Origin of the sequence: Qipengyuania sp., assembly GCF_048550555.1 — a bacterium.
Taxonomy (GTDB): domain Bacteria; phylum Pseudomonadota; class Alphaproteobacteria; order Sphingomonadales; family Sphingomonadaceae; genus Qipengyuania.
Window position 1 is genome coordinate 1 of the sequence record NZ_JBLYYF010000004.1, and the last position, 25,241, is coordinate 25,241.

The 25,241-nt window shown below is 66.7% G+C and carries 24 protein-coding genes, 1 tRNA gene and 1 pseudogene; 17 read left to right on the forward strand and 9 right to left on the reverse strand.

What is annotated here, in order from left to right:
* Positions 1-88: 88 nt before the first annotated feature.
* Positions 89-2,740: an aminopeptidase N gene (gene pepN, locus ACN4E0_RS00240; protein WP_419564273.1), complete on the reverse strand. Its 2,652-nt coding sequence runs from the start codon at positions 2,738-2,740 to the stop codon at positions 89-91.
* Between the two features lie 146 nt (positions 2,741-2,886).
* On the opposite strand from pepN, the gene ACN4E0_RS00245 reads away from it, so the two are divergent.
* Entirely contained in the window at positions 2,887-4,131 is a 1,245-nt protein-coding gene (locus ACN4E0_RS00245; protein ID WP_419564275.1) for a M48 family metallopeptidase, read from the forward strand.
* Positions 4,128-4,913: an SDR family NAD(P)-dependent oxidoreductase gene (locus ACN4E0_RS00250; RefSeq protein WP_419564277.1), complete on the forward strand. Its 786-nt coding sequence runs from the start codon at positions 4,128-4,130 to the stop codon at positions 4,911-4,913. The genes ACN4E0_RS00245 and ACN4E0_RS00250 overlap by 4 nt, the downstream gene beginning before the upstream one ends.
* Here ACN4E0_RS00250 and ACN4E0_RS00255 read toward each other — a convergent pair.
* Together ACN4E0_RS00255 and ACN4E0_RS00260 are read right to left on the reverse strand one after the other, a co-directional pair.
* Entirely contained in the window at positions 4,897-5,841 is a 945-nt protein-coding gene (locus ACN4E0_RS00255; protein WP_419564279.1) for a DMT family transporter, read from the reverse strand. The genes ACN4E0_RS00250 and ACN4E0_RS00255 overlap by 17 nt on opposite strands.
* Positions 5,838-6,833, reverse strand: a complete 996-nt coding sequence (locus ACN4E0_RS00260) for a threonine aldolase family protein (RefSeq protein ID WP_419564280.1) — start codon at positions 6,831-6,833, stop codon at positions 5,838-5,840. Before ACN4E0_RS00260 ends, ACN4E0_RS00255 begins: the two co-directional genes overlap by 4 nt.
* 53 nt (positions 6,834-6,886) lie before the next feature.
* Here ACN4E0_RS00260 and ACN4E0_RS00265 point away from each other — a divergent pair, with 53 nt between their 5' ends.
* Entirely contained in the window at positions 6,887-7,183 is a 297-nt protein-coding gene (locus tag ACN4E0_RS00265; RefSeq protein WP_419564282.1) for a GNAT family N-acetyltransferase, read from the forward strand.
* 1 nt (position 7,184) lies between these two features.
* On the opposite strand, the gene ACN4E0_RS00270 is transcribed toward ACN4E0_RS00265, so the two are convergent.
* Together ACN4E0_RS00270 and ACN4E0_RS00275 are read right to left on the reverse strand one after the other, a co-directional pair.
* Entirely contained in the window at positions 7,185-8,717 is a 1,533-nt protein-coding gene (locus ACN4E0_RS00270; protein WP_419564284.1) for a PH domain-containing protein, read from the reverse strand.
* Positions 8,714-9,181 carry a PH domain-containing protein gene (locus ACN4E0_RS00275; protein WP_419564286.1) on the reverse strand — a complete coding sequence of 156 codons (468 nt, stop codon included), beginning with the start codon at positions 9,179-9,181 and terminating at the stop codon, positions 8,714-8,716. Before ACN4E0_RS00275 ends, ACN4E0_RS00270 begins: the two co-directional genes overlap by 4 nt.
* Before the next feature lie 84 nt (positions 9,182-9,265).
* Here ACN4E0_RS00275 and ACN4E0_RS00280 point away from each other — a divergent pair, with 84 nt between their 5' ends.
* The gene (locus ACN4E0_RS00280) at positions 9,266-10,162 is read left to right on the forward strand and encodes an SDR family oxidoreductase (protein WP_419564288.1); all 897 of its coding nucleotides are present in this window, start codon (positions 9,266-9,268) and stop codon (positions 10,160-10,162) included.
* Between the two features lie 278 nt (positions 10,163-10,440).
* On the opposite strand, the gene ACN4E0_RS00285 is transcribed toward ACN4E0_RS00280, so the two are convergent.
* Positions 10,441-10,515 (reverse strand) — tRNA-Thr (locus tag ACN4E0_RS00285).
* Positions 10,516-10,628: 113 nt separating this feature from the next.
* Between ACN4E0_RS00285 and ACN4E0_RS00290 the strand changes: the two genes are divergently transcribed.
* From ACN4E0_RS00290 to ACN4E0_RS00335, 10 genes are all read left to right on the forward strand, one after another.
* Positions 10,629-10,772 (forward strand): hypothetical protein, encoded by a 144-nt coding sequence (locus ACN4E0_RS00290; protein WP_419564290.1) that lies wholly within the window; start codon positions 10,629-10,631, stop codon positions 10,770-10,772.
* Between the two features lie 133 nt (positions 10,773-10,905).
* Positions 10,906-11,592: a 2,3-diphosphoglycerate-dependent phosphoglycerate mutase gene (gene gpmA / locus ACN4E0_RS00295; RefSeq protein WP_419564292.1), complete on the forward strand. Its 687-nt coding sequence runs from the start codon at positions 10,906-10,908 to the stop codon at positions 11,590-11,592.
* Position 11,593: 1 nt separating this feature from the next.
* Positions 11,594-12,088, forward strand: a complete 495-nt coding sequence (gene purE, locus ACN4E0_RS00300) for a 5-(carboxyamino)imidazole ribonucleotide mutase (RefSeq protein WP_419564294.1) — start codon at positions 11,594-11,596, stop codon at positions 12,086-12,088.
* The gene (locus tag ACN4E0_RS00305; protein ID WP_419564295.1) at positions 12,088-13,143 is read left to right on the forward strand and encodes a 5-(carboxyamino)imidazole ribonucleotide synthase; all 1,056 of its coding nucleotides are present in this window, start codon (positions 12,088-12,090) and stop codon (positions 13,141-13,143) included. The genes purE and ACN4E0_RS00305 overlap by 1 nt, the downstream gene beginning before the upstream one ends.
* A complete protein-coding gene (locus ACN4E0_RS00310; protein ID WP_419564297.1) occupies positions 13,140-13,634 on the forward strand; it encodes a dihydrofolate reductase in 495 nt (164 codons plus the stop codon). The genes ACN4E0_RS00305 and ACN4E0_RS00310 overlap by 4 nt, the downstream gene beginning before the upstream one ends.
* Positions 13,631-14,830 carry a dipeptidase gene (locus ACN4E0_RS00315; RefSeq protein ID WP_419564299.1) on the forward strand — a complete coding sequence of 400 codons (1,200 nt, stop codon included), beginning with the start codon at positions 13,631-13,633 and terminating at the stop codon, positions 14,828-14,830. The genes ACN4E0_RS00310 and ACN4E0_RS00315 overlap by 4 nt, the downstream gene beginning before the upstream one ends.
* Positions 14,827-15,753 carry a bifunctional riboflavin kinase/FAD synthetase gene (locus tag ACN4E0_RS00320; RefSeq protein WP_419564301.1) on the forward strand — a complete coding sequence of 309 codons (927 nt, stop codon included), beginning with the start codon at positions 14,827-14,829 and terminating at the stop codon, positions 15,751-15,753. The genes ACN4E0_RS00315 and ACN4E0_RS00320 overlap by 4 nt, the downstream gene beginning before the upstream one ends.
* 130 nt (positions 15,754-15,883) lie before the next feature.
* Positions 15,884-18,718, forward strand: coding sequence for an isoleucine--tRNA ligase (gene ileS, locus ACN4E0_RS00325; protein ID WP_419564303.1), 2,835 nt, complete (start codon positions 15,884-15,886; stop codon positions 18,716-18,718).
* On the forward strand, positions 18,715-19,263 hold the full coding sequence (lspA, locus tag ACN4E0_RS00330) for a signal peptidase II (RefSeq protein WP_419564305.1): 549 nt from the start codon (positions 18,715-18,717) through the stop codon (positions 19,261-19,263). The genes ileS and lspA overlap by 4 nt, the downstream gene beginning before the upstream one ends.
* The gene (locus ACN4E0_RS00335; RefSeq protein ID WP_419564307.1) at positions 19,263-19,673 is read left to right on the forward strand and encodes a DUF3035 domain-containing protein; all 411 of its coding nucleotides are present in this window, start codon (positions 19,263-19,265) and stop codon (positions 19,671-19,673) included. Before lspA ends, ACN4E0_RS00335 begins: the two co-directional genes overlap by 1 nt.
* 275 nt (positions 19,674-19,948) lie before the next feature.
* On the opposite strand, the gene ACN4E0_RS00340 is transcribed toward ACN4E0_RS00335, so the two are convergent.
* Positions 19,949-21,265: a hemolysin family protein gene (locus ACN4E0_RS00340; protein WP_419564309.1), complete on the reverse strand. Its 1,317-nt coding sequence runs from the start codon at positions 21,263-21,265 to the stop codon at positions 19,949-19,951.
* A 185-nt stretch (positions 21,266-21,450) separates the two neighbouring features.
* On the opposite strand from ACN4E0_RS00340, the gene ACN4E0_RS00345 reads away from it, so the two are divergent.
* Positions 21,451-22,146 carry an OmpA family protein gene (locus tag ACN4E0_RS00345; RefSeq protein WP_419564311.1) on the forward strand — a complete coding sequence of 232 codons (696 nt, stop codon included), beginning with the start codon at positions 21,451-21,453 and terminating at the stop codon, positions 22,144-22,146.
* A gap of 144 nt (positions 22,147-22,290) precedes the next feature.
* Here the strand turns inward: ACN4E0_RS00345 and ACN4E0_RS00350 are convergent, their stop codons facing one another.
* Positions 22,291-23,058 (reverse strand): 3'(2'),5'-bisphosphate nucleotidase CysQ, encoded by a 768-nt coding sequence (locus tag ACN4E0_RS00350; protein ID WP_419564313.1) that lies wholly within the window; start codon positions 23,056-23,058, stop codon positions 22,291-22,293.
* 118 nt (positions 23,059-23,176) lie between these two features.
* On the opposite strand from ACN4E0_RS00350, the gene sucC reads away from it, so the two are divergent.
* Positions 23,177-24,376: an ADP-forming succinate--CoA ligase subunit beta gene (gene sucC / locus ACN4E0_RS00355; protein WP_419564315.1), complete on the forward strand. Its 1,200-nt coding sequence runs from the start codon at positions 23,177-23,179 to the stop codon at positions 24,374-24,376.
* A 16-nt stretch (positions 24,377-24,392) separates the two neighbouring features.
* On the opposite strand, the gene ACN4E0_RS00360 is transcribed toward sucC, so the two are convergent.
* A complete protein-coding gene (locus ACN4E0_RS00360) occupies positions 24,393-24,902 on the reverse strand; it encodes a DUF6265 family protein (RefSeq protein ID WP_419564317.1) in 510 nt (169 codons plus the stop codon).
* 200 nt (positions 24,903-25,102) lie between these two features.
* On the opposite strand from ACN4E0_RS00360, the pseudogene ACN4E0_RS00365 reads away from it, so the two are divergent.
* Positions 25,103-25,241: pseudogene (locus ACN4E0_RS00365) on the forward strand (electron transfer flavoprotein subunit beta/FixA family protein); the annotation flags it as partial.

Below are 25,241 nucleotides of genomic sequence, written 5' to 3' on the forward strand. Positions count from 1 at the left end.
TGGCCTCCAGGTCGAGTGCGCGTTCGGTCGAGAAGCCGTGCGGGATCCCCGCCAGCACCGAGGCCTCGAGGTGATCGTGCATGTCCCTCTAGCCGAGCGAACGGGTGACCTGTTCGAAGGTATCGCGCGAGAGCCTGGGCGCCGCGGCGATCCGTTCGAGCGCCTGGTGCATCAGCGCCGAGCGTCCCGCCTCGATCCGCCGCCAGCGGCCGAGCGGCGGAACGAACCGTGCCGCCGTCTGCGCGTTGATCGGATCGAGTTCGAGGATGAGATCCGCGATCATCCGGTAGCCTTCGCCATCGGCAGCATGGAAGGCTGCCGGATTACCCGCGAAGGCCATGTAGAGCGCACGGACGCGGTTGGGATTTCTGAGCGTGAAATCCGGGTGTTCGCGCAGCGCCTTTACATGGTCGACGACCTGCGGATGGAGCGAAGCCGCCTGCAGCGAGAACCACTTGTCGACCACCAGCGCATTGTCGCGGTAGCGCTCGTAGAAGTCGAGCAGCTTACCGCTTCGCGCATCGCTGTCGAGCCCGGCGAGGACCATCAGCGCCCCCTGCCGGTCGGTCATGTTGTCGGCGCGGTCGTATTGATGGGCCGCCAGTTCGGCGGCCTTGTCGGGATCGCTCGCGGCGGCATAGGCCAGCACCAGCGTCTTGACCTTGCGCGCGCCCTTGGCCTCGGCATCGAGCGAGAAGGCGACCTTCTCTGCACGGTCGTAGAGCGCGTGGAATTGCCGCGCGAGCCGTGTTCCGAGATCGGCCTTGAGCGCCTCGCGTTCGGCATGGATGCGCCCCGGGTCGGCGACGAGCATCTGTTCGGCGAGATAGGCCTGGCTGGGCATCGACATGAGTTCGCCGCGCATCAAATCGTCGAGGGCCTCATCCTCGATCACCGATTGCATGGCCTGCGCGATATCGGCGCGGGCGGCCTCGCGCTCGTTGTCGCCGAGATCACCCGATACGGCAGCCACGAGATAGCCGCTCATGAGATCCTGCATCGCTTCGTAGCGGGCAAAGGGGTCGTCGTCGCGCGCGGCGAGGAAGACGAGGTCTTCGCGCGGCACGTCGCGCTCGATCGAGACCGGCGCGGAGAAGGTCCGGTTGATCGACAGGACCGGCTTCTCGGCGAAGCCGTCGAAGGAGAATTCGGCGCTGTCCGCGTCGAACACCACCAGCTCTTCGCCCCGATGCGTGCCGCTCGCCCGGTCGAAGAGCGCGAGCTTGAGCGGGATCGGCATGGGCTGCTTGTCGGGCTGGCCGGGGGTCTGGGGCACGGTCTGCGTGAGCCGGAGCCGCGCGACATCGCCGTCATGGTCGAGCGCGACGCCGACCTTGGGGGTCCCCGCCTGGGAATACCAGCGGCGGAACCGGGTGAGGTCGAGCCCCGCCCCGTCCTCGATCGACTTGACGAAGTCCTCGCAGGTCGCCGCCTCGCCGTCGTGGCGTTCGAAATAGAGATCGGTGCCTTTGCGGAAGGCTTCCTCGCCCGCCATGGTGCGCATCATGCGGATCACCTCGGCGCCCTTGTTATAGACCGTCGCGGTGTAGAAATTGCTGATCTCGCGGTAGGAATCGGGACGGATCGGATGCGCCAGCGGGCCCGAATCCTCGGGGAACTGCACCCCGCGCAGCACGCGCACGTCCTCGATCCGCTTGACCGGCGCGCTGCCCATGTCCGCGCTGAACAGCTGGTCGCGCAGTACGGTGAAGCCTTCCTTGAGACTCAGCTGGAACCAGTCGCGGCAGGTGATGCGGTTGCCCGACCAGTTGTGGAAATACTCGTGACCGATGACGCCCTCGATGCCGTCGTAGTCGCCGTCTGTCGCGGTTTCGGGGTCGGCGAGGATGTATTTGGTGTTGAAGATGTTGAGGCCCTTGTTCTCCATCGCCCCCATGTTGAAGTCGGAGACCGCAACGATGTTGAACAGGTCGAGGTCGTATTCGCGGCCGAAAACCTCTTCGTCCCATTTCATCGAGCGCTTGAGACTTTCCATGGCGTGCTCGGTCCGCTCGAGATCGCCGTCGCGAACCCAGACGTTGAGTTCGACCTCGCGCCCGCTCCTCGTGGTGAAGCTGTCGCTCCGCGCCACCAACTCGCCCGCGACCAGGGCAAAGAGATAGGAGGGCTTGGGCCAGGGATCGCGCCATTCGGCCCAGTGGCTGTCGCCGTCTTCCCCGGTGTCCGTCCGGTTCCCGTTGCACAGCAGCACCGGGAACTGCGCCTTCGGTCCGCTCATCCGCACGGTGTAGGTGCTGAGCACGTCGGGCCGGTCGGGGAAGAAGGTGATCCGGCGGAAGCCCTCGGCCTCGCACTGGGTGCAGAGCATGCCATTCGAGGCATAGAGCCCCATCAGCTGCGAATTGGCACTCGGGTCGATTTCGGTGACGATCTCGAGCGTGTGTTCGTCGCCTTCGAGCGTGACGACGAGATCGCCACCATCCATCATCCGGTCTGCGCCCTCGGCGCCATCGCATTTCAGCGAGACGAGTTCGATACCGTCGCCATTGAGGCGGATCGCCGGCGAAGGCTCGCCCGCCGAATTGCGCCGGACATCCAGGGTCGCCACGACGCGCGTCTTCTCCAACCCCAGCTCAAAATCGATCCGGATTGTTGGCACCAGCCAGGGGAACGGCGTGTAGTCCTCGCGCCGGATCTCGGGCGGCGCCTTGGGCTCGACGGCCGCATCGGCCATTTCGGGATTGCCGTCGGGATTGGCGGGAGTGCGCGCGATGTCCATGAGGGTCCTGTCAGTCGTGGTTCGATGCTGCTCTGTCATTCTCTCCAACGTCCGTCGAGGCCAAGTGTTCACTCGTCGGACCGCCGCTGCAGATCGATTGACAGATTCGCCGGTCTCACGCAGCCACCGCGCACGGGAGGAACTCTATGCTGGAACTGCTGGCTGCCGCTTCGGGCAGCTTCGATGTCGAGACCGCGACGCGCGCCTATCTGGATACGCTCCAAGGGGCCACGCGACACCAGTCGGACGCCTATTTCGAGGGCGGCTACTGGCTGCCGCTGTGGGGCGCGCTGGCGGGCGCGCTGTTCGACTGGCTGGTGCTTCGGCTGCGCATCGCGCATGCGATCCGCGCCTGGGGCGAACGCCGGTTGAAGCGACTTTGGCTGGTCACCTGGTTCGTCGGGCTGGGCTATTCGGTGCTCGCCGAAGTGGTGCTGTTCCCCTGGACGCTCTACACCGGATACTTCCGGGAGAAACAATATGGCCTGCTCGACCAGCCCTTCGGAGCATGGTTCGGCGAGCATTTGATCGGGCTCGGCCTGTCGTTCGTGGTCGCTCCGCTGCTGGTCGTCGCGATCTATGCGCTGATCCGCCGCGCGCCGCGCAGCTGGTGGTTGTGGGGCACCGGGGTGATCGGCCTCTTCATGATGATCGGCATGGTGCTGGGCCCGGTGTTCGTGGCGCCGCTGTTCAACGACTATCGCGAAATGCCGTCGGGCCCGCTGCGCGACCGGATCGAGGCGGTGGCGGCGAAATACGATATCCCCGCCGACCACATCTACGTCTTCGACCAGTCGAAGCAGCACAAGCGGATTTCCGCCAATGTCTCGGGTCTCGGGCCAACGATTCGCATCTCGCTCAACGACAATTTGCTCGAGCGCACGAGCGAGCCCGAAATTCTCGCGGTGATGGGGCACGAGATGGGCCACTACAAGCTCGGCCATATCTGGTGGATGATCGGCGTGATGCTGGCGCTGTTCGCGCTCGGCCTGTTCGTCATCAGTCGGCTCGCACCTGCCCTGATACGCCGCTATGGCGAACGCTGGGGCGTGCGCGACATCGGCGACGCGGCTTCGCTGCCGCTGCTGTCGGTGGGCATGAGCCTGTGGATGTTGCTGATGACGCCGGCGATCAATTCGCTGGTGCGCTGGTCGGAGAGCGCGGCCGACGCCTTCGGGCTCGACGCCGCGCAGGAACCCGACGGCTTTGCCAAGGTCGCGATGCGCCTGTCCGAATATCGCAAGATCGAACCGGGCCCGCTCGAGGAAGCGATCTTCTTCGATCACCCGAGCGGCGCGACCCGCGTGCGCATGGCGATGCAGTGGAAGGCCGACCACGTCGTCAACCCGCACATGATAGTGCCCGACAAGACCTTCCTCGAAGGCCAATGAAACGCCTGCTGATCTTCGGGCTCGGCTACACCGCCTCGCGCATAGCACGGGCGATGCGCGAGCGTGGCTGGCAGGTCGATGCGACCGGCAGCGCGGGCAATCTGGATTTCGCCGATAGCGATACCGTCACTGCTGCGCTGGCAGGCGCCGGCCATGTGCTGAGTTCGGTCCCGCCCGCTGACGAAAGCGACCCGGTGCTCGATCGCTACGGCGCTGTGCTGGACGGGAAATGGCTCGGCTATCTCTCCTCCACCGGAGTCTACGGCGACACGCTGGGTGCCTGGGTCGACGAGTCAGCACCGACCGGCGGTGGCAGGCGGAGCGCCCGGGCGACATGCGATTCGCGCTGGCTCGATGCCGGCGCGCGGGTATTTCGTCTGCCCGGAATCTACGGCCCGGGGCGAAGTGCTTTCGAACGGGTGGCGCAGGGCAAGGCGCACCGCATCGACCTTCCGGGGCAGGTGTTCAGCCGGGTGCATGTGGGAGACATCGTCGCCGGCGTGGTTGCCGCGATGGCAGGCGACGCCCCGACGGGGGCCTACAATCTCGCCGACGATCTGCCGAGCAGCCAGAACTCCGTCATCGAGGAGGCCTGCCGCCTGCTCGGAACCGAGCCGCCCCCGCTCGTAACGCTCCAAGAAGCCAAGCTGTCGCCCATGGCGCGCGGCTTCTATGCGGAGAACCGAAGGGTGGCGAACGGCAAGGCGCGGCGCCTTTTGGGCTGGGAGCCGCGCTATCCGACCTATCGCGAGGGGCTGGCCGCGATCAGGGCTCGGGCGTAGCGCGCCGCGGCGGCGCATTCGCGCGTCCGCGCATCGCGACCACCATGCCAACGAGCGTGATGGCCGCCCCGGCCGCTGGCAGAGGGCCCCAGACGAAGCCTTCGAACAGCGTCGACAGCGCCATGGCCACAACCGGCACGATCACCGAGCTGTAGGCCGCCTGTCCCGCGCCGACCTTGCGCACGAGGCCATAGTAGAGCGGAAAGGTGACGACCGATCCGGCCAGCCCGAGGTACAGGACGCCGAGCGCGTAGGACGGACGCGGATCGAATTGTGGTGGGCCCGCGGTGACGAGAGCGAGGCTCGCGTTGAGCACCACCCCGACCACCATCGACCAGGCGAGCAGCGCGAGGAAGGGCTGTCTCTTCGCTCCGTCCATCGCCTGGGTGATGTTCGCCGCGCTGGCAGAAAGAATCCCGCACAGCGCGAGGCCCGCCCCCAGCAGGACCTCGGCCAGCGTGGCGGGCGAGGACCGCCATTCATGCGCGAACAGCAGTGCCACGCCGACCGCCGCGATGCCCGATCCGAGGACGAAGGCACCCGTGATCGGCTGGCGCAGGAGGATGCGGCCGAGCACGGCGTTGGGGACCACCAGCAGCGCGAACATCACCGCGACAAGGCCCGAGGTGATGTGCGCCTCGGCCTGATAGACGAAGGCGAAGTTGAGCGTGAACTGGAACAGTCCGAGCAGCAGCGCCCAGCGCAATCCGCCTCTCGTGAGCATCAATGGCTCGCGCCGCAGCGCCGCCAGCGCGAACATGCCCGCCGCCGCGACCACGAAACGGTAGGCGATCGACCAGTTCGCCGGGATGCTGGCGATCTGGTCGCGGATCACCAGCCAGGTGCCGCCCCAGATCAGGCTGACCAGCAGGAAGGCAGCGAAATTGCGCGGGGTGAAGAGGCTCTCCGCCTCGGTCGAGGGGCTCATAGGTCGGCGATTGCCTGCGCGAGCGCGCGGGCATCGTCCTCGCGCGTGTTCCAGGCGGTGACGAAGCGCGCCGCGTCGTCACCCCAGTCGTAAAAGCCGAACCCGCGCCCGCGCAGCGCTCCGCGTTCGGATGCGGTGCAGCACACGAAGAGCTCGTTCGCCTCGACCGGGTGCATCAGGCGCTCGCCGCAAGCGGAGGCGATTTCGCGCGCCGCGGCATTGGCGTGCCGGGCATTGGCGAGCCACAGATCGTCGGCCAGCATGGCGTGCAGCTGGGCGGCAAGGAAACGCCCCTTCGACTGCAAGTGCCCGGCGCGCTTGCGCCGGTAGCGTGCGACCTCGGCCAGCGCAGAGTCGAAGAACACGATCGCTTCCGCGCTCATCGCCCCGTTCTTGATGCAGCCGAAACTCAGCGCATCGGCCGGTCCGACCGCTTCGCCGGGAGCGCATCGGAGGAAGGCGACGGCATTGGCGAAACGGGCGCCATCGACATGGAGCCCAAGCCCGCGGGCGCGCGCGAGTTCGGCGATCTCGACGATCTCCTCCGGGCGGTAGCTGCAGCCGTATTCGCTCGCCTGGGTGATCGAGATCGCGTGCGGCTGGACCTGGTGCACGTCGTCGCGGATCGGATCGATCACCGCGCGGATCGCCGCGGGGGTCAGCTTGGCGCGCTCGCCCCGCGCCAGCATCAGCTTGGCGCCGTGCAGGTAGAAGCCCGGCGCGCCGCCCTCGTCGACTTCGATATGCGCCTCCTCATGGCACACGACGCCGCCGTGCGGGGGAGTCATGCTCGCCAGTGCAAGACAATTGGCCGCGGTGCCCGTCGCCACCCACAGCGCCGTGCAGGGGCGCTCGAAAAGCGTGGAAAAACGCTCGTCCAGCGCGAGGCTCAGCGCATCCCCGTCATAGGGGGGATCGGGTGCGTCGGCCGCCTTGAGGGCTTCCCACACGGCGGGGTGGACGGCAGCGGCATTGTCGGACAGGAACTGCATTGGAACGCCATAAACGCCAATGCGTTGCTTGCCCAGAAAGGAAACATTCGACCATGAGCACGGACGAAATTGCAATCGAACGTCGAAACCGGGTCACTCACGGCGAATATGTGGCAAGTTTCGGCAAGGATGCCGCTGCTGGACGGCTCACCTGGACCCTTCGCGAAGGGGCCCGCGACGCCGAGCACACGCACGTTCCCGAAGCGATGCGCGGTAAGGGCATTGCCGGGCAGTTGGTCGAGGCGCTGATCGCCGACGCGCGCAGCGAGGGGTTCAAGATCATTCCCAGCTGCTCCTATGTCGCCGCGCAGTTCGCCCGGCACCCAGATTGGGCCGATTTGCGCGCCTAGCCTAGTCGTCGGCCGCTCGGCTCTCGACCACGTCAGAAAAGTCCCGCTCGGCCATGCTTTCCAGCACCGCCTCGCGGATCCGCCGCGCATCGCCCAGGGCTATCCCGCGCATTGTCAACCGCCCCCCGGCCAGCCCGAAATGCACATCGGCATAGCCGCGCAGGCGCGCCAGCGGATTGCGGACGATCTCGACCGATTGCAGCTTCTCGCGCGCCGCGATCGCCAGGCTCGGGGCGAGCCAGCCGTGCCGTACATAGAGCTGGCGCGGTCCGATCGCATGCACATCCCGGCGCCAGCGCAGATACTCGTGCACGCCGAACCATAGCCCGCCCAGCAAGGGGGGAAGGAGCGCGAGATCGGTCCGCCCCAGGGACGCGGCTCCGATCGCAATCGCGCTCATTACAGTCAGGCCGAGCAGGAACCCGTCGATGCGATAGGCCGGCATTGCGCGGTGCCATTGGATGCCGTCGCGCGGCAGCGCGAAGCCCGTTTCCGCCACGACCCGGGCGATCTCCTCCGTCTGCGCGAAGGGCACGGCTTCGTGATTGGCCGAACCGCTGTCGCTGGCGAGGCTGACCAATTTGAGCGAATGCCAGCCGAACAGCCGACGCACTAGACCGGTCCCGACGCGCAGAGCCTGAACCCGATGAACCGGCATGACCAGATCGGTACGCGTCAGCAACCCGCGGCGGCGGCGGAGGCCCTTGTCGCTGCGCTCGAGCCGGAAACCCCACTCGCGCAGCGCGGTGCGAATTACGCCGGTCGCCACCCCGATCAGCAGGAGCGAACCGAACGTAAACACAACGCCTACGGCCTGCGCGAGGAAACCGAGCCCTGCAAGCCAGTGGCCCGGACCGGCGAGTTGTTCTCGCCACGCGCGCCAGTCCCAGATTTCGAACGGCAGCAGGAAATCTAACTGCTGCGCGAGCCCGGCTACGACCGCGACGATCGCGAGAGAAAATTCGAACAGGCCGAAAGTGACCACCCGCTTGGGGGACATGGCGAAGAGCAGCTGCGGCGGCCCGGCCCGGGGTTCGTCTTCCGCCTCCAGCTCCGCGACGGCCCCGTCATCGCGCCGGCTGCGCACCAGTTCTCGCAGGCGCTCGCCCTCACTCGTGGAGAGATAGGTAAGGGCAATGTCCTCGCCGCCACCCGCCCCGGTCTCGAACTTTACTTCGACAAGACCGAACAGGCGCGGGATGGGCTTCTGCTCGAGACTGACGTCCTGGATGCGTTCGTAGGGCACCGAGCGGGCGGAGCGCGACAACACCCCGCTCTCCACGCGGATATCGGCCTCGCCGACGGTGTAGGTGAGGCGGCGCCAGCGCAGATAGGCGAAGAGGACGTTGGCCCCGACCACCGCGACGACCAGCGGCACGAAATACGCCACGACATCGTCGAATTCGCCTTTGTCGAAAATGGCGAAGCCGCCGAGCAGGATCGGGAACACCAGCTGCGAGAGCAGCGAGATCGCGCGCACGACGAAGGTGCGCTGATCGGTCCGGCGCGGCCCGCTGTCGAGAGCCTCGCTCACCGCGTATCGCGCCTGATCGCCGCGCGAATCTGCTCGCGCATGGCCGTCGCGTCCTCGCGGCGAAGGCCGGGCAGCGAGACCGAGGCATTGTGCGTTCCGGCGGTATGAACGGTCAATGTGGCGAGGCCATAGGCGCGCTCGAGCGGTCCCTGCCCCACGTCGATATGCTGAACCCGCCCGAAAGGGACGACGGTGTCGGCGCGGAAGATCACGCCGCGCACCACGCGCAGCCGTTCCTGCTCGAGCGAATAGCCACGCGCATTATACCGTCGCAGCGGCACCCGGATCAGCGCATAGGCGATGACCAGCAGCGCGGGAATCCACACCGCACCCGTCCATCCGGGGATTGCCACCTCGGCAATCGTCGCCGCGACGAGCAGCACCAGCGCGGCGATCGACAATTGCAGCCGCACCATCGACTTGTAGGCAGGATCGAGCGGGGTCAGCTGGTCGGCATGGTCCATGGCGTCTTAGTTAGGCAATACGGCTCGGCGATTCAATTGGGTTTCCTCTCTTGGGGCGCTATGTCGACCGCGGGAGGATGAGGGATGGATATTTCGAAGCTGATGTTCCGCGAGCGCCTGCTGGAGGGTGAGCGCATTCTGGTCACCGGCGGCGGCACCGGCCTGGGGCGCGAGATGGCGGAGGCCTTCGTGCGGCTCGGCGCCGAGGTCCATATCTGCGGTCGACGCCGGGGCAAGCTCGACGAGACGGCGCAGGAACTGGTCGACCGCCACGGCGGGACGGTCGTCGGCCATGCCTGCGACATTCGCGACCCGGAAGCGATCCATGCGATGGTCGAGACGATCTGGGAGCACGGTCCGTTGACCGGCGTGGTCAACAATGCCGCGGGCAATTTCATCAGCCGGACCGAAGACCTCTCGGTGGGCGGCTTCAATGCCATCAGCGACATCGTCTTTCGCGGCAGCTTCTATGTCACGCTCGAGGTCGGCAAGCGGCTGATCGCCGAGGGGCGCAAGGCGAGCTTCCTCTCGATCCTGACGACATGGGTGTGGAACGGCGGACCCTTCGTGGTGCCCAGCGCGATGAGCAAGGCCGGGCTCAACGCGATGACGCAGAGCCTTGCGGTCGAATGGGGACGGTATGGCCTGCGCTTCAACGCCATCGCCCCCGGGCTGTTTCCCACCGACGGCATGAGCGCGCGTCTCTCGCCGCAAGGACGCGGCGGTAATTCGCATGACGAGATGAACCCGATGGGCCGTCACGGCGAGATGCACGAGCTGGCCAATCTCGCGGTCTTCCTGATGGGTCCGGGCGCGGAATGGATCAACGGCCAGACGATCGCCATCGATGGCGGCGGCTACCAGGCGCATGGCGGCAATTTCTACGCCGCGCTCAAGGACATGGGCGACGAGCAGTGGGAAGCGATGCGCGCGATGATCAAGGGGACCAATGCCAAGGACAAGGCCGAGCGGGGTAGATAGGTCGGAGTTTCTTGTTTTTCGAACCGGCCTCCGTCGGTTCGTCCTCGGTGCCGTTTCGGCGCTGCGCGTCGAGCACCTGCGAGCGGCCGGTCGGCCTTGCCTCGCCTAAAGGCTCGGAGACTTTCGCCGGATAGTCGTGGTGTGCATTGGTCCCGCCCGCGACCAGCGGACGACAAGGGCGACTGCCCGCCCGGAGCGGGTGCAGCTTGCTGCACGTCTAGCGAGGACGCGCCCGCGGAGGCGGGTGCGGAAAACAGAAAACCCATCTTTGAAAAAAATGGTGCTGCTGGGGAGGATTGAACTCCCGGCCTCACCCTTACCAAGGGTGCGCTCTACCACTGAGCTACAGCAGCACGTGTCACCCGCAAAAACCGTTGCGGGGGTGGAGGCGCGCGCTATTGGCAGACGCGGCGAAGAAGTCAACCTTCGCTTGAGCCGGAGCGCAAAATTCGCGAAAGCTTACGCGATGGACAGCTCAAACGACAAATCGAGCCGCGAGGACCGCCTCGCCGCGAAACTTCGCGAGAACCTGCGTCGCCGCAAGGGTCAGGCGCGCGAATTGCGCGAATCGGGCGACGACGGGGTTTCCAAGCCGTCCGAGGGCCGCTAACGCGCGGTGCTCACTGCTTTCTCGCTATTGCGAGGTGCTGTTCCGGGCCGCTCCCCCTCCCGGCCACCCATAGAATACCGTGCCGTGGGTGGCCGGGAGGGGGAGCGGGCTGGCACGGAGATCGGGAGAGAAAATGAGCAAGCTTATCCTCGTCCGCCATGGCCAGAGCGAGTGGAACCTCGCCAACCGTTTCACCGGATGGTGGGACGTGGACCTTACAGAAAAAGGCGAGGAGGAAGCACGCGCCGCGGGCGAACTGATGAAGGCCAAGGGCGTCCTGCCCACGGTTGCCTTCACCAGCGTCCAGAAGCGCGCGATCAAGACGCTCAACATCGCACTCGAAGCCTGCGACCGGCTGTGGATCCCGGTAACCCGCGACTGGCACCTCAACGAGCGTCACTACGGCGGGCTGACCGGCCTCGACAAGCAGCAGACCCGCGAAAAGCACGGCGACGAGCAGGTGCACGTCTGGCGCCGCAGCTTCGACGTCCCTCCGCCCGAGCTCGAAAAGGGAAGCGAGTTCGATCTCTCGGACGACCCGCGCTATGCCGGGATCGACGTGCCGCGCACCGAAAGCCTCAAGCTGACCATCGAGCGCGTGCTGCCCTATTGGGAGGAAGCGATCCTGCCGCAGCTCGCCAAGGGAGAGACCGTGATCATCTCGGCCCATGGCAACAGCCTGCGCGCGCTGGTCAAGCACCTCTCGAACATTTCCGACGAGGACATCACCGGGCTCGAGATCCCCACCGGCCAGCCGATCGTCTACGATTTCGACGGCACCACGGCGTCGGGCGAACGCTACTACCTCAGGGACGCGTAATATGGCGACGCAAGGAACTGCGAAGGTCGCCATCGTCATGGGCAGCCAGTCGGACTGGCCGACCATGACCTGCGCCGCCGAAGTGCTCGAAGAACTGGGCGTTGCGACCGATGTCCGCATCGTCTCGGCGCACCGCACGCCCGAGCGGATGTACGATTTCGCCAAGGGCGCGGCGGACGCGGGGATCGAGGTCATCATCGCGGGCGCCGGCGGCGCGGCGCACCTGCCGGGCATGATCGCGGCGCTGACGCATCTGCCGGTGCTCGGCGTACCAGTGCAGTCGAAGGCGCTTTCGGGCCAGGACAGCCTACTCTCCATCGTCCAGATGCCCGCCGGGGTGCCGGTCGGCACGCTGGCGATCGGCAAGGCCGGGGCGACCAACGCCGGCCTGCTCGCCGCGGCGATCCTCGCCAATCACGACCCCGCCCTCTCGCAGCGGCTGCAGGACTGGCGCGCCGCCCGCAGCGCGGCGGTGACCGAGCGCCCGGTCGACTGATGCTCAAGCGCGGCGGCACGATCGGCATTCTCGGCGCTGGCCAGCTAGGCCGGATGATGGCGATGAGCGCCGCGCAGCTCGGTTATCGCTGCATCGCCTATGCGCCCGAGGGCGACAATGTCGCGGGCCAGGCGAGCGACGATCTGTTCGCCAACAAGTGGGACGATACCGCCGCGCTCGCGGCCTTCGCCGCCCAGTGCGACGTGGTGACCTGGGAATTCGAGAACGTCCCTGTGGCCACCGCCGGTGCCATGCCCGAAGAGCGCATCTTCCCGCACCCGCGCGCGCTCGAGACAGCCCAGGACCGGCTCAACGAGAAGCGCTTCGTCGAAGGGCTCGGCGGTCGGCCCGCCGCCTATGCGCGCGTCGATTCGCGCGCCGATCTCGAGGCGGCGGTCGATCGGCTGGGCGCGCCCGGCATCCTCAAGACGCGGCGCGACGGATACGACGGCAAGGGCCAGTGGCGGATCGGTTCGGACCGCGAAGCGCAGGGCCTGCATCTGCCCGAAATGCCGCTGATCTACGAAGGCTTTGTCGAGTTCGAGGCCGAGTTCTCGGTCATCCTCGTGCGCGGTCGGGACGGCGAGATCCGCTTCTGGGATTCGACCCGCAACACGCATGAGGACGGCATCCTCGCCACCTCCTCACTCCCCGCGGGCGAGCCGATCGAGGCGCAGGTCGGCGAAGCGCGGGAACTTGCCCGTCAGGTCGCCGATGCACTCAAATATGTCGGCGTGCTGACGCTCGAATTCTTCGCCACGCGCGAAGGGCCGATCTTCAACGAGATGGCGCCGCGGGTGCACAATTCAGGCCACTGGACGATCGAGGGCGCGGTCACCAGCCAGTTCGAGAACCACATCCGCGCGGTCGCGGGCCTGCCGCTGGGCGACACCGCGACGGTCGCCAGGGCGGTCAGCATGACCAACATCATCGGCAAGGACATCGAACGGGCGCAGCAGCATCTCAAGGCGCCCGACACACACCTCCACGATTACGGCAAGGCCAAGGTGCGCGAAGGGCGCAAGATGGGCCATGTGACGCGGCTGGAACGGTGAGCTTGTTTCTCATCTTCGCCCGTGCGGCCAATGGTTGCATCGGCAGGGACGGCGCGCTGCCGTGGCACCTGCCCGCCGACCTCAGGCGGTTCAAGGCGCTGACCATGGGCCAGGAAAATCAAGGCCTTCCGATGATCATGGGGCGCAAGACCTTCGAGAGCCTGCCGGGCCTGCTTCCCGGGCGGCGCCATATCGTGCTCACGCGCAAGGAGCGCTGGGATTCGACCGGTGCCGAAGTCGCCCGCTCGGTCGAGGATGCGCTCGCGCTGGCGGGGGACGGCGAGATCGCGGTCATCGGCGGCGCGGCGATCTACGACGTGTTCATGGAGCATGCCGACCGGATCGAGCTGACCGAAATCCACGCCGATTTCGACGGCGATACCTTTATGCCCCCGCTCGGACCCGAATGGGAGGCGGTCGCGCGCGAGGATTTCGCGGGCGAGGACGGGCGCCCCGCCTACAGCTTCGTGACGCTGGAACGTGCGGCGTGAAGCGCAAGCTGGTCCTCGGCCTGCTCGGCGTGATCGTCGTCGCGCTGGTGGGCTTCTTCCTGCTCGCGCCCGGGATCGTCGAGCGGGGGATGAACAGGATCGACGGCGAGCCGCTGATCGAGGTCTCCGACGAGGCCAAGGCGCTCCACGAGACGCTCGCCATCGTCGACCTGCATTCGGACACGCTCCTGTGGAAGCGCGACCTGCTCGATCGCGCCGATCGCGGGCACATGGACCTGCCGCGGCTGCGCGAGGGCAATGTCGCGCTGCAGGTCTTCTCGAGCGTGACCAAGACGCCCAAGGGGCAGAATTACGACGCCAACGGCGCCGACAGCGACAACATCACCATGCTGGCGGTCGCGCAGCTCCAGCCGATGCGGACCTGGAACAGCCTGCTCGAACGCTCGCTGTGGCATGCGCAGAAGCTCGAAACCGCGATCGAAGAGAGCCGCGACGAGTTCTACCAGGTGTGGACACCCGACGATGTCCGCCGGTTGATGGTCAGCCGCCAAGGCAAGGGCGGCCCCAAGCCGGTCGGCGCGCTGTTCAGCGCCGAGGGACTGCAGAGCCTCGAGGGCGACATCGCCAATCTCGACCGGCTCTATGACGCGGGCATGCGCATGGCGGGGCTGACGCATTTCTTCGACAACCGCCTCGCCGGCTCGATGCACGGGCTCGAAAAGGGGGGGCTGACCCCCTTCGGCCGCGACGTGGTGCGCAAGATGGAGGCCAAGGGCATGATCGTCGACATCGCCCATTGCAGCCACCGCTGCGTCGCCGACATCCTCGCGATGGCGCAGCGCCCGGTCGTCTCCAGCCACGGCGGGGTGCAGGCGACCTGCAAGGTCAACCGCAATCTCACCGACGAGGAAATCCGCGGAGTCGCGAAAACCGGTGGCGTGATCGGCATCGGCTATTGGGACGGGGCGATCTGCGGCACCGATCCGCGCGCAACCGCGAGGGCGATGAAACACGTCCGCGACCTCGTCGGAATCGAGCATGTCGCGCTCGGCAGCGACTTCGACGGGGCAACGACGGTGCGTTTCGACACCGCACAATTGGTTCAAGTGACGCAGGCGCTGCTCGACGAGGGCTTCACGCCCGACGAGATCCGCGCGGCGATGGGCGGCAATGCGCTGCGCGTCATCCGCGCCGGGCTGGCGCCCCTCGATCGAGCCGAGGGCAGGCCCCAATGAGGTTCCTCGACCATCGCGAGCCGCTGCCCGAATCGCTGCGCGGCGCGGTGATCGCGCTGGGCAATTTCGACGGCTTCCACCTCGGCCACCAGGCGGTGGCGGGCGAGGCGATCCGCTGGGCGCGCGAAGAAGGCCGTCCCGCGATCATCGCGACCTTCGACCCGCATCCGGTGCGCCATTTCAAGCCCGACGCCCCGCCCTTCCGGCTGACCACGCTCGAACAGCGGCAGGAACTCTACCTCGCCGCCCGGGCGACCGCGATGCTGGTGTTCCATTTCGACGGCGAACTGGCGGGCACCACGGCAGAGGATTTCGTCCGCAAGCTGCTCGGCGAGCACCTCGGCGTGGCAGGCGTGGTGACGGGCGAGGACTTCACCTTCGGCAAGGCGCGCGGCGGCAATTTCGAGAGACTGGTGGAACTCGGCAAGGAGGTGGGGATCGAGGCGCGCGCGGTGCCGCCGGTGATGGACCATGGCGAGCCGGTATCCTCCAGCCGGGTGCGCGACGCGCTGCGCGCAGGCGATCCGCAGGAGGCAGCGCGGCTGCTCACCCGCCCCTTCGCGATCCGCGGCGTGGTCCAGCACGGCGACAAGCGCGGGCGCGAAATCGGCTATCCCACCGCGAACCTGCCGGTCGAGCACTATTTGCGCCCCAAATACGGGATCTACGCGGTGACCGGGCGCATCCTCGCCACCGGGCAGGAGCTCAAGGGCGCCGCCAATATCGGCGTGCGCCCGCAATTCGACCCGCCGAAGGAATTGCTCGAGCCCTATTTCTTCGACTTTGCGGGCGATCTCTACGGCCAGGAGATCGAGGTATCCTTCCACCACTTCCTGCGCGGCGAGGCCAAGTTCGATTCGCTCGAGGGGCTGATCGCGCAGATGGAGAAGGATTGCGACGAGGCGCGTCGCCTGCTCGGGTGACATCCGCTTCGTCATTGCGAGGAGCCGCAGGCGACGCGGCAATCCAGAAAGGGCTGGACTGGATTGCTTCGCTGCGCTCGCAATGACGAGTATTTGCAGCGGACGCACTTACCGCTAAGGCGCGCAACCTATGTCCGAGAAGCGCGATTACAGAGATACGGTCTTCCTGCCCAAGACCGATTTTCCCATGAAGGCCGGCCTCCCGCAGAAGGAGCCCGGCATTGCCGCGCGCTGGCAGGACGAGAAGCTCTACGAGCAGCTGCGCGAGGCGCGGCAGGGGCGCGAGAAGTTCATCTTCCACGACGGCCCGCCCTACGCCAATGGCGACATGCACATCGGCCATGCGCTGAACCACACGCTGAAAGACATGGTCTGCCGCACGCAGAACCTGATGGGCAAGGACGCGCCCTACGTGCCCGGCTGGGACTGCCACGGCCTGCCGATCGAATGGAAGGTCGAGGAGCAGTACCGCAAGGCGAAGAAGGAAAAGCCGGTCCTCTCGGGCGCGAACCGAGACGAAGCCGAGGTCTTTGCCTTCCGCGAGGAATGCCGCGCCTACGCCCAGCACTGGGTCGATGTGCAGCGCGAACAGCTCAAGCGCCTCGGCGTGATGGCCGACTGGGATCGCCCCTATCTCACCATGCAGAAGGACAGCGAGGCGATCATCGTCGCCGAGCTGATGAAGCTGGCCGAAGCGGGCAATCTCTATCGCGGCTCGAAGCCGGTGATGTGGAGCCCGGTCGAGGAAACCGCGCTGGCCGAGGCCGAGGTCGAATACGAGGACATCGTCTCGACGCAGATCGACGTGGCCTTCGAGATCACCGAGAGCCCGATCGAGGAACTTGTCGGCGCGCATGCGGTGATCTGGACGACGACGCCATGGACGATTCCGGTGAACCAGGCGATCGCCTATGGACCGGACATTGAATATGTCTTGGTACAATACGCCGACCGCAAATACCTTATCGCCGAAGACCTCTGCTACGCTTTGTCGCTTCGTACTGGAGCTGCGGAAAACGGAACCGGAAAGCCCGGAAGCGGTGCAACCGGAGCGATTAGACTTTACAAGGGCTCCGACCTCGCCGGAACCGTCGCCCGCCATCCGATGCATCATCTCGGCGGGTTCTACGCCAAGCCGCGCCCCTTCCTGCCGGGCGATTTCGTCACCACCGACAGCGGCACCGGCCTCGTCCACATGTCGCCCGACCACGGCGAGGACGATTTCCTGCTGTGCAAGGCCAACGGCATCGATCCGGTCTTCGCCGTCACCAATGGCGGCCTCTACCGCGACGACTGGAGCTGGCTCGGCGGGGACGACGAGCGCCGTCGCGCGGTGATCAACAAGCAGTTCAACGCGCCCGACGGCCCGATCTGCTCGGATTTGCGCGAGGCGGGCGCGCTGCTTTCGGCCAGCGACGACTACCAGCATTCCTACCCGCACAGCTGGCGCTCGAAAGCCAAGGTCATCTATCGCTGCACGCCGCAATGGTTCGTGCCGATGGACAAGGACCTCGGCGACGGAGCAACGCTGCGCGAGCGCGCCACCAAGGCCATCGCCAATACGCGCTTCGTCCCCGAGAAGGGCCGCAACCGCATCGGCAGCATGGTCGAAGGCCGCCCCGACTGGGTGCTCTCGCGCCAGCGTGCCTGGGGCGTGCCGATCACGCTGTTCGTGCGGGCCGACGGGTCCTATTTGCAGGACCCGGCAGTCAACGCGCGCATCGTCGAGGCCATCCGCGAAAACGGCATGGACGCCTGGAGTGAGGCCAACAAACCGGCCTTCCTCGGCGCCGACCACGACCCGGCAGAGTTCGAGATGGTCACCGACATTCTCGACGTGTGGTTCGATTCAGGCTGCACACACGCCTTCGTGCTCGAAAGCGGGCGCTGGCCCGAAATGCGCTGGCCCGCCGATCTCTATCTCGAAGGCAGCGACCAGCATCGCGGCTGGTTCCAGTCCTCGCTGCTCGAAAGCTGCGCGACGCGCGGCCGCGCACCCTACGACCAGATCCTGACGCATGGCTTCACCATGGCGAGCGACGGGCGCAAGATGTCGAAGAGCCTCGGCAACACCGTCGATCCCTTGAAGGTGATGGAGCAGTACGGCGCCGACATCATCCGGCTGTGGGCGCTGAGTGTCGATTCGACCGAGGACCACCGCATCGGCGACGAGATCCTCAAGGGCACGGGCGACCAGTATCGCAAGCTGAGGAACACCTTCCGCTACCTGCTCGGCGCGCTCGACGGCTTCGTTGGTGACATGGGCGATGTCGGCGAAGTGCCCGAGCTCGAGCTTTACGTTCTCGCGCTGCTCGCCGATCTCGACGGCAAGCTGCGGCAGGCGGTCGATGATTACGACTTCACCGCCTACACGCGCCTGCTGGTCGATTTCTGCAACGAGGACCTGTCGGCCTTCTACTTCGATATCCGCAAGGACGTGCTCTATTGCGACGGGCCCGACAGCGTGACGCGCAACGCCTATCGCACCGTGCTCGACATCCTGTTCCACGCGCTGGTGCGCTATGCCGCGCCCGTGCTGGTGTTCACCGCCGAGGAGGTCTGGACCACGCGCTACCCCGATGGCGGCAGCGTCCACCTGCTCGAATGGCCCAAGGTGCCGGGTGTCAGCGCCGACGGGGCGAAATGGGATAAGCTGCGCGAGCTGCGCGAGGACGTGATGGAGGCGATCGAGCCGCTGCGCCGCGAGAAGGTGATCCGCTCGGGGCTCGAAGCCGATGTGATCGTGCCTGCAGCCGCGGTGCCCGAAGGCTTCAGCGACGCCGATCTCGCCGAGCTGTTCATCACCGCGTCAGTGACGCGCGGCGATAGCGATGCGGTGACGGTCACGCGGACATCGGAAAGCAAGTGCGGGCGCTGCTGGCGCCTGCTGCCCAGCGTGGCGGAGGACGGCGATCTGTGCGATCGCTGCGAAGACGTTGTCGCCCGGATGGACGAAGCGGCATGAGCCCGGTGCTGCGCAATCGCCTGATCGGCTGCCTTGCCGCGCTCGGCATCTTCGCCGCCGACCAGTGGAGCAAGAATTTCGTCACAAAGGTGCTCGGCATCGACCGCATCGGCGATGCGATGGAACTGCTGCCCATCTTCGACCTGCGCTTCACCCGCAATTTCGGCGTCTCGCTCGGCATGTTCGAGGCGAACAGCCCCGAGATGCGCTGGGGGCTGGTGCTCGTCACCGGGATCATCGCGCTGGTGGTGACCGTGTGGATGATGCGCGAGAAACTGCTGACCGATGTGCTCGCGCTGTCGCTGATCCTCGGCGGCGCGCTGGGCAATATCAAGGACCGCTACGATCTGGGCTATGTGGTCGATTTCGCGGACCTGCATTTCGGGGATTTCCGCCCCTTCCTCATTTTCAACCTCGCCGATGCGGCTATCACCATCGGCGTCGTCATCGTCCTTGCACGGGCCTTCTTCATGCGCGACAAGGACATGGCAGAGGTCGATGGCCTCATGAACAGCAAGGCGGCCGAGGCCGCGGAGAGCAAGTGATGACCAAATTCGCCCGTTTCGCCCTGATTGCCGGCCTCGGCGCCATGACCGCCGCCTGCGGCAGCGGCGGGTTGCTCAACCGCGAGCGGCCCGACGAATTTGCCGTGCAGCGCCAGGCGCCGCTGGTGGTCCCGCCCGATTTCAACCTCGTGCCGCCGCAGCCCGGCGCCCCGCGCCCGGCCGAAGGCAGCGCCGCGACGCAGACGCTCGAAGCGCTGTTCGGCGGCCCCCAGCCGCGCAGCAGCGTCGAGACCAGCCTGCTCGAACGCGCCGGCAGCGCTGAACCGGGCATCCGCAGCGCGGTGGGCGATCCGAACACCGCGACGGTGGCCAAGGGCAGCGTCACCCGCGACATCATCGCCGCGCCCGAGGGCGACGGTGCGACGGCCAGCGCGGTGATTCCGGGGTAAAGCCCGGGTTTTTGTTTAGCCTCAAGCGCCGGCGGCCGCGTCCGCGGCCTTAGGCTTTCCTCGCTCACACGCCCTCCGGGCGCGTCGCTGCGGGCGGCCCGTCGGCCTTGCCTCGCCTATCGGCTCGGATACTTCCACCAGATTGCTGGCTAGGCGCTAGTTCCGGCCCGGCGGAGGGCCGGCAAGGGCGACCGCCCGCCCGGAGCGGGTGCAGCTTGCTGCACGTCTAGCGAGGACGCACCGACGGAGGTCGGTGCGAAATACAATGACTCCCCCTACTCTTCCTCGACCTTCGAGGGTTTCTCCGCACTCACCAGCAGCTTGTCGATCCGACGGCCGTCCATGTCGACCACTTCGAAGCGCCAGCCCTGGTCGGTAAAATGGTCGCCCTCGCCCGGCAGGCGCTTGAGCACGTGGAGCGCGTAGCCCGCGGCGGTGCCGAATTCGCGATCCTCGCCATATTCGATCCCCAGCCGGTCGGCGAGGACGTCGGCCGAGAGCGAGCCCGCGACCAGCAGGCTGCCGTCCTCGCGCTCGACCACGCCGGGTCCGTCGCCCGCATCCTGGTCGCTGGCGAAATCGCCGACCAACGCGGTCAGCAGGTCGACCGGAGTGATGATCCCGTCGAGATGGCCGTATTCGTCATGCACCATCGCCATCGCGACCTCGGCCTGCTGCAGCACGCGAAGGGCATCGACCGCGTCGAGCTGGTCGGGCACGACCTCGGCCCTGACCATCAGCGCGGCGAGGTCGACCGGCTCGCCCGCGACGAGGCGGGTGAGGATTTCGCGCACCTTGACCACGCCGAGCACTCGATCGGGCGAGCCCTCGGCCACCGGCAGCAGCGAGTGCGGGCTCTCGTCGAGCGCGGCGCGGATCGCCTCGGGGCCGGCCCCGATATCGACCCAGTCGACTTCCGTCCGCGGGGTCATCAGCTCGCGCACCGGGCGCTGCGCCAGCCGCACCACGCCCTGCAGCATCTGGTGCTGTTCGTGCTCGATCACGCCCGAACGGGTCGCCTCGGCGAAGAGCATGTGCAATTCCTCGGCGGTCACCGCGCTCTGGCCCGCAGGACGGACGCCGAGGAGGCGGATGAGCAGGCCCGAGGAGACGTCGAGCAGCCACACCAGCGGCGCGGCGACCTTGGCCAGCAGCGCCATCGGGCGCGCCATGACGATGGCGATCGGCGCGGCGGCGCGCAGCGCGACCTGCTTGGGGACCAGTTCGCCCACCACGAGGCTGAGATAGGTGGTGATGACGATGACCGTCGCGAAGCCCGCTTCGGGGGCCCAGCCGGCGGGGAAGCCGAGCAGTTCGAGCCGCTCGCCCACCGGTCCGCCGAGGCTGGCGCCCGAATAGGCGCCGGCGATGATGCCGATTAGCGTGATGCCGATCTGCACGGTGGAGAGGAACTTGCCCGGTTCGGCGGCGAGTTCGAGCGCGATCCGGGCGCCGCCATTGCCCTGATGCGCCGCAGCGCGCAGGCGCGCGGTCCGTGCGGAAACGATGGCCAGCTCGCTCATGGCGAAAACGCCGTTGATGACGATCAGCCCGGCGATGATGACGAGGTCGGTCCAGGGAAATGGGGTCACCCGCGCGTGGCTAGCACAAAAGCCCGGCGCTGCCAGCGTCTCGTGCGACTTATCTCCCGCCGCGCCGGAACAGGCGGCGCATTGGAATGTTTGATGCCTTGTGACGCGAGTGGGCGCGTCCGCCCATTTACTCGCCCGGCAGCGATCCCGCGTGGGGCGCCTGCCCCTCAGAGGAGGAGAATTACATGAAGAAGTCGCGCATCCTTACCGCCAGCCTGGCCGCCGTTTCGCTGATGACCGTGTCGGCCTGCGTCACCGATCCCAACACCGGCGAGAAGAAGATCTCGCGCACCGTGCTCGGCACCGCCGGCGGCGCGATCGCGGGCGGCCTGCTGGGCGGCGTCATCGGCGGCAAGACCGGACGCATCATCGGTGCGGCCGCGGGCGGTGTCGCCGGCGGCGTGGTCGGCTACAAGATGGACCAGCAGATCAAGGAGCTGAAGGAGCAGACCGCCGGATCGGGCGTCGACGTCAGCGAAGTCGACGGCGGCGACGCGATCCTCGTCAACCTGCCCGACGGCGTGACCTTCGCCACCGGCAGCTACACCATCTCGCCGGGCTTCCGCGACCTGCTCGACCGGGTCGCCTCGAGCCTACGCGAATATCCCAACAGCCTCGTCGACGTCTATGGCCACACCGACACCACCGGCTCGGCCGAATCGAACCAGCGCCTGTCCGAACAGCGCGCGCAGGCGGTGGCCAACTACCTGATCTCGCAGGGCGTCAGCTCGTCGCGCATCCGCTGGATGGGCTTCGGCGAAACGCGCCTCAAGGTGGCGACGGGCGACAATGTCAACGAGCCGCTCAACCGCCGCGTCGAAATCAAGATCATCCCCTTCGACCAGCAGGACGTCCAGGCCGCGCAGGCACAGGGCAACTGATCAACGATCCCTTCGGGACAATCGCACGACTTGGGGGTCGGCCTGCGGGCCGGCCCCTTTTCATGTGCGTGCGTGAAGCGCATCTGCGCTTCCCTTGCGGCACCAGCGGATGTCCCGACCGTACCCGACCAACAAAAAGCTTTCCTACCCCAACCTTCTCGCCAACCGTTCGACCGCCGCGCCGTGGATCGCCGGGGCGCTGACCAGCACGCCGAAGTCGCGCGGGTCGCGCTTGTTGTAGTCGAGCTTGCGGCCATAGGCGTCGCTCACCGCCGCCCCCGCCTCGCGCGCGATCATGCCGGCGGCGGCGATGTCCCATTCGAAGCCCCAGCGCACCGTCGCCACCAGGTCGGCCTCGTCGGCCGCGATCATGGCGATGCGCAGCGCGATCGAATTGGGCTGGTCGACCGCGACCAGGTCGGTATCGACCTTGGGTAGGGCATGCGCGGGGACGCGCGCGCCGGTCAGCTCACCCCGGGTCGAGGCGCGCAGCCGTTCGCCGTTGCGCCAGGCGCCCTGCCCCGCCACCGCAGTCCAGTTCTCGCCGCGCGCGGGGGCGCAGAGCGCGCCGATCAGCGGACGTCCGCCGCTGATCAGCGCGACCGAAACCGCCCAGCCGCTGCGCCCGCGAATGAAGTCGCGCGTCCCGTCGACCGGGTCGACCAGCCAGATGAGATCGTGGCCGAGCCGCACGGGATCGTCGGCGGTCTCCTCCGACAGCCAGCCCGCCGCGGGCAGCAGCGCGCCGAGTTCGCGCTTGAGGAAGGCATCGACCGCCAGATCGGCCTCGCACACCGGATCGCCCGGCCTTTTTTCCCATGCGTTCAGATCGTTGCCCGCCCCCGGCCACAGGTCGTAGGCGATCCTTCCGGCTTCGGAGACGATGGATTCGAGGCGCTGGCTATCGATCATGGAGAGTGGCCCGCGCCCTGCACCCGAATGCGGGCCTTTTCAAGCGCGCCCAGACATGCTTATGGCGCTCGCGACTCTTATTCCCCCACGCGCATCACGCGAAGGACGAAGCTTCGACATGAACATTCACGAATACCAGGCCAAGGAACTGCTCGCGAAATACGGCATCGGCATCCCCGCGGGCCATGCCGCCCTGACCGTCGAAGAGGCGGTCGCAGGCGCCAGGCAGCTGCCCGGGCCGCTCTATGTCGTGAAGGCGCAGATCCATGCCGGCGGTCGCGGCAAGGGCAAGTTCAAGGAACTCGGCCCCGATGCCAAGGGCGGCGTCCGCCTGTCGAAGAGCATCGAGGACGTCGAAGCCAACGCCAAGGAAATGCTCGGCAATACGCTGGTGACCGTGCAGACCGGCGATGCCGGCAAGCAGGTCAACCGCCTCTATGTCACCGACGGCGTCGACATCGCCGAGGAATACTATCTCTCGATGCTGGTCGATCGCGCGACCGGCCGCGTCGCCATGATCGTCTCCACCGAAGGCGGCATGGACATCGAGGAAGTCGCGCATTCGACGCCCGAGAAGATCACCACCATCGCGATCGACCCGGCGCAGGGCTTCATGCCGCACCACGGCCGCGCGGTCGCCTTCGCGCTCAAGCTGACCGGCGACCTCAACAAGCAGGCGCAGAAGCTCGCCAAGCAGCTCTACACCGCCTTCATGGACCTCGACTGCGAAATGCTCGAGATCAACCCGCTGGTCGAAACCGAGGACGGCAATCTACTGGTGCTCGACACCAAGATGAGCTTCGACGGCAACGCGCTGTTCCGCCACAAGGACGTGGAAGCGCTGCGCGACGTGACCGAGGAAGACCCGGCCGAAGTCGAAGCGAGCGAATACGACCTCGCCTACATCAAGCTCGACGGCAATATCGGCTGCATGGTCAACGGCGCCGGTCTCGCCATGGCGACGATGGACATCATCAAGCTGAACGGCGCCTTCCCGGCGAACTTCCTCGACGTGGGCGGCGGCGCGACGACCGAGAAGGTCACCGCGGCGTTCAAGATCATTCTCAAGGATCCGGCGGTCGAGGGTATCCTGGTGAACATCTTCGGCGGCATCATGAAGTGCGACGTCATCGCCAACGGCATCGTCCAGGCGGCGAAGGACGTGAATCTCTCGGTTCCGCTGGTCGTCCGCCTCGAAGGCACCAATGTCGAAGAGGGCAAGGCCATCCTCGACAATTCGGGCCTCGCCATCGTCAGCGCCGACGATCTCGGCGATGCGGCGAAGAAGATCGTGGCCGAGGTCAAGAAGGCGGCCTGAGCGCCGCCTTCGCCGATCACTCCATCCGCGTGAACCGGAACACCAGCTCGCCGGCTGGCTTGCCCTCGTGCGTCGTGCGAACCGCGGCCAGCAGGCCGTTTTCGCCGTCGCAGCGCAGGGTGAGCGCGCGGAAATAGGCGGCGCAATCCTCCACCGCGATCAGGGAGAAGGAGAGCATGTCGTCCTTCTCCTCCCAGCCCGTCAGGTCGGCGTTGAAATGCTTGAGGCGCAGCACCAGCGTGCCGCCTTCCTCGATCAGATACATGTGCTCGGTGAAGCGGAGCGTCTCGCCGTCGGCCTGCTGCACGAAGGTGCCGACCATCGTGGTGCCCGATGGGGGGAGCCAGCTTTCGTAAGCGGGTGCACCGCCGATCCCCTCGCCCTGCCACTGGCCCACCAGCCAGCCCATGTCTTCGAGCGTCGCGGGAGGCGGCACGTGGCCGTCGGGAGCGGCCCGGGTTTCCTGCGCCGACAGGGGCATCGCCAGCATTGCCGCCGCACTTGCGAACATGGGCCAGACGCGCATCGGACACCTCCCGTCTCCGGGGGTGAAACTATGCCTCGCGCCAAGCATAGTAAAGACAGGTTTCGAGACCGCTTGACCTGCCCCGTGCCCCGCGCGAGGGACGGGGCAAGGGTCAAGAACCGCTCCGGCTGCCAGCTTGACGTTTACGTAAACGCAAGCTAGGCGGTCGCCACAGTTTCAAGCCGAGAGGAAGGTATCGCATGAAAATCCTCGTCCCCGTGAAGCGGGTGATCGACTACAATGTCAAGCCGCGCGTCAAGGCCGACGGCTCGGGCGTCGACCTCGCCAACGTCAAGATGAGCATGAACCCCTTCGACGAAATCGCCGTCGAGGAAGCCA